Here is a 3918-nt window from a genome sequence, read left to right on the forward strand (position 1 = left end):
TTCTCACAAGGGCTGTTTTTATTTGATTGGTAATTGATAAACGTCCACCTGATGCTCTTTCTCGCCGAAAGTCTGCTGCTTGGAATCAATTTTCCGGTAGCCTAGGTGCTCCCAGAACCCGACCGCTGCTTCATTTTCAGCAAGAATACCGACTCTAAGTGTGTCAGCACCGCCATCGATCGCCCATTCGCGAATCACTTGGTGGAGCACCTTGCCCATGCCTGCTTTCCGTGCATTCGGAACGAGCAGCAACAGCCCGATGATCCATTCGCCTTTCCGCGGATAGTCTGCCACGACATCAATAACCCCGATTGGTGCATCCTCTTCATCCAAGATTGCCATGACGAATTTGTCGAATTTACTTTTACCGGGCGGCAAGTCCTGAATAATCGCCAGCGCATCTTTCTCGGTAGCAGGATGCCCCTGCTCGATCAAAAAATAGTCAGTGCTGGCATCTGCAACTGCCTCAACCAGCGCTACATCTGTCTTATTTAAAAATTTAACATGATAATTACGTTTCATTGTTTCACTCTTTTCTGCTCGGATTTCCACTCTTTCATCTTGCCATATTTTTGGCCAACTTTCAAACCAAACCAAAACAGGCATGCAAATTGTGTTATACTGGAAAAGAATGAGCTAAAAGGAGATAAATGATGTATAAATTAGTAGCAATTGATATTGATGGAACATTACTAAATGACAGCCACGAAATTACAACCGAGGTAAAAGACGCAATCCGCGAGGCCAAAAAGAAAGGTGTCAAAATCGTCCTTTGTACAGGCCGGCCGCTTGTTGGCGTTGAGCAGTATTTGAGTGATCTCGAGCTGCGCGAAGAAGGCGACTATGTGATCAGCTTCAACGGTGCGATGGTTCAAGATACGTTCACGAAAAAAGTACTGACACATTTGACGCTTGGCTACGCGGACTTGGCGGAAATCTATGCTTTCAGTGAAAAAGCGAATCTTCACATGCATTTCTTTGACAGTGCCACGCTTTACACGCCTAACCGCCAGATTGGCAAATATACGATCAACGAGGCCTACTTGACGGGCGCGCAACTGGTTTTCCAAGAAATCGAGCAGACGCCTCGCGATATTATGATGTCAAAAGCGATGCTGATCGACGAGCCGGAACTTCTGGAAGCGGGTATCGCGCAAGTGCCAGCCGAATTTCATGAAAAGTTCCATCTTGTTCGCAGCACGCCGTTCTACCTGGAAATCCTGAATAAAGATGCCAGCAAAGGAAACGCTGTTCATGCACTGGCCGAAAAGCTCGGCATTCAGCAAGCAGAAGTCATGTGCATTGGCGATCAGGAAAATGATATGACGATGATCAAATACGCCGGCCTTGGTGTCGCAATGGGGAATGCCACTGACGAAATCAAGCAAGCGGCAGGCTTCATCACAGCTACCAACAACGAAAGCGGCGTAGCAGTAGCAATTCGGAAGTTTATTTTGGATAAATAAAAAAACGGGAATCTTGCTCATTTCTACTAAACAGAATGAGCAGGGCTCCCGATTTTTATTTGCAAAGCATCTTTCCAAGGATTGTTAAAACCAAGATAAATTTCATCAAGGTTGTTACTCTTTAGTCTGCGCTCGAGCTCATTAATGAAAGCATTCCATTTTAAATGATCTTCCTCACTCAAGTTATGATACAGTATCTTCAATACAATAATTTCAGCGAAAAAATTGTTTTTAAATTTATTTTTGAACACATCTGATTCTTTTTCATAGCATATGGCTTTTAAATCTTCTCCATTTAGAAATGGGTTATAAGTGAAATTCCTACCATAAAACCGTGAACAATGTGCAGGTGTATTCCTTAAGATGCGAATGGTATTCATCCATTCAACCAACTCTTTAATTTTGTTTCCCGGAAATGCCTCATCTGCCCAGCGTTTTCTAAATTTTCTTTCCAAATCTCTAATAATAGTGGTTGTATCGCCAATTGTAATATGTTCTACACGAACCCAAAAGGGAATCCATCTACTTTATAATATCAAATTCTGTCACATTAATTTTTTGTTTTTTCAGTCATTAAAGAGAACACCTAATAAAAAGTGGCTGTCCCCTGGTCTGCAGAGTATACTCTTAAGCGTGGGACAGCGCTCTTAAGTCAAATATATAATATGACTAGATGTAAATCCGTCAACTGAAATATCATTTCTGCTTTAGTTATTTTAAAATGCTATTATAGATAAACTAAATGGAAGAAACTTATTTAAAATCCACACTTCTGACTATCTTTATAAAAGATTATACTTTAAAATAAAGAAGTAGAATGTTTTTATTAAACCGAAGCAATTCGGTCATAAATGGAGGAACGAAAAATGGAACACAAAACTCGCGCTCCTTTTCCGAAAGATTTTTTGTGGGGTTCTGCCTCTGCAGCTTATCAAATCGAAGGAGCTTGGAATGAAGATGGCAAAGGCCCATCAGTTTGGGATGAATATGTCCGCATTCCCGGCACCACATATAAAGGCACGAACGGCGATGTAGCAGTTGATCACTATCATCGTTACAAGGAAGATGTCAAACTAATGGCAGAAGCCGGCTTAAAAGCTTACCGCTTCTCGATTGCCTGGTCACGCATCTATCCAACCGGCAAAGGTGAAATCAATGAAGCTGGGCTAAAATTTTATGACAATCTAATTGATGAACTATTGAAATATGACATTACACCGCTTGTAACACTTTACCACTGGGATATTCCGCAAGCACTTTACGACGAATACGGTGGCTGGGAGTCACGTCAAGTAATCGAGGACTTTACCAATTATGCGGTTACACTGTTCAAACGTTATGGCGACCGTGTAAAACACTGGATTTCGTTAAATGAGCAGAATATTTTTGTTGGAATGGGCTATAATCTAGCAGTCCACCCACCAAAAGTGTCCGATCCAAAAAGAATGTATGCCGTCAATCATATTGCCAACCTTGCCAATGCCAGTGTTATCAAGGCATTCCACGAAGTTGTCCCTGATGGAAAAATTGGTCCAAGCTTTGCTTACACGCCACATTATCCAATTGACACCAAGCCTGAAAACGTGCAGGCTGCGGACGATGCCGAAGAACTGGAAAGTTATTTCTGGATGGACGTTTATGCATATGGCCGCTATCCAAGTGCAGTTTGGCGCTATTTGGAAGAAAACGACCTTGCCCCAACGATCGAACCGGGCGATTTGGAACTACTGGCAGCTGGAAAACCTGATTTCATGGGTGTCAACTATTACCAGTCCGCAACAGTTGCTTTCAATCCGCTTGACGGAGTGGGTCAAAGCATGGAAATGAACACGACTGGTGAAAAAGGAACAAGCAAAGAAACCGGCGTACCAGGCATTTATAAAAAAGTTGTCAATCCTTTTGTCAAAACAACAAACTGGGACTGGACGATCGATCCAAAAGGCTTACAAATTGCCCTTCGCCGCATCAACAGTCGTTATAATCTGCCAATCCTAATCACAGAAAACGGACTAGGCGAATTTGACAAACTAGAAGACGGCCAAATCCATGACGACTATCGGATCGAATATCTGGCAAGCCACGTAACCGCCATTCGTGACGCCATCAGTGACGGCGTTGATATGATGGGTTATTGCACATGGAGCTTCACAGATTTGTTGAGCTGGTTGAACGGCTATCAAAAACGTTACGGCTTTGTTTATGTCGACCGTGATGTAGAGGACGATGCCCCAATGACACGGATTCCGAAAGATAGCTACTACTGGTATAAAAAAGTCATCGAAACAAACGGCGCTGAGCTGTAAAATTTTATAAATAGTTTTGTTGAAAGCCACTGCATGAATGTGCGGTGGTTTTTTTGTGTTGATTTTTAAATAGGTTGGGACAGAATGCAAAATAAAACGTGTAGTGTGGAGCAAGTTATCCACATTACACGTTTTAGTCCTCTTTCATT

4 protein-coding genes are annotated in these 3918 nt (G+C 42.4%); 2 read left to right on the forward strand and 2 right to left on the reverse strand.

Annotated features, from left to right (window positions below; translation table 11 throughout):
- Positions 1 to 18: 18 nt before the first annotated feature.
- A complete protein-coding gene (locus CS921_RS13045; protein ID WP_099224594.1) occupies positions 19 to 522 on the reverse strand; it encodes a GNAT family N-acetyltransferase in 504 nt (167 codons plus the stop codon).
- 131 nt (positions 523 to 653) lie between these two features.
- Here CS921_RS13045 and yidA point away from each other — a divergent pair, with 131 nt between their 5' ends.
- Positions 654 to 1466, forward strand: a complete 813-nt coding sequence (yidA, locus tag CS921_RS13050; RefSeq protein WP_099224596.1) for a sugar-phosphatase — start codon at positions 654 to 656, stop codon at positions 1464 to 1466.
- Positions 1467 to 1492: 26 nt separating this feature from the next.
- Here yidA and CS921_RS13055 read toward each other — a convergent pair whose 3' ends face one another.
- Positions 1493 to 1984: an Abi family protein gene (locus CS921_RS13055; protein WP_099224598.1), complete on the reverse strand. Its 492-nt coding sequence runs from the start codon at positions 1982 to 1984 to the stop codon at positions 1493 to 1495.
- A gap of 348 nt (positions 1985 to 2332) precedes the next feature.
- Between CS921_RS13055 and CS921_RS13060 the strand changes: the two genes are divergently transcribed.
- The gene (locus CS921_RS13060) at positions 2333 to 3769 is read left to right on the forward strand and encodes a glycoside hydrolase family 1 protein (protein ID WP_099224600.1); all 1437 of its coding nucleotides are present in this window, start codon (positions 2333 to 2335) and stop codon (positions 3767 to 3769) included.
- Positions 3770 to 3918: the final 149 nt, after the last annotated feature.

The sequence above is a fragment of the Listeria costaricensis genome, from assembly GCF_900183385.1.
GTDB lineage: Bacteria > Bacillota > Bacilli > Lactobacillales > Listeriaceae > Listeria > Listeria costaricensis.

Excerpts from the sequence above, each read along its gene's own strand:
- CS921_RS13045 (WP_099224594.1), bottom strand. The coding sequence starts at position 522 with ATGAAACGTAATTATCATGTTAAATTTTTAAATAAGACAGATGTAGCG.
- yidA (WP_099224596.1), top strand. The coding sequence starts at position 654 with ATGTATAAATTAGTAGCAATTGATATTGATGGAACATTACTAAATGAC.
- CS921_RS13060 (WP_099224600.1), top strand. The coding sequence starts at position 2,333 with ATGGAACACAAAACTCGCGCTCCTTTTCCGAAAGATTTTTTGTGGGGT.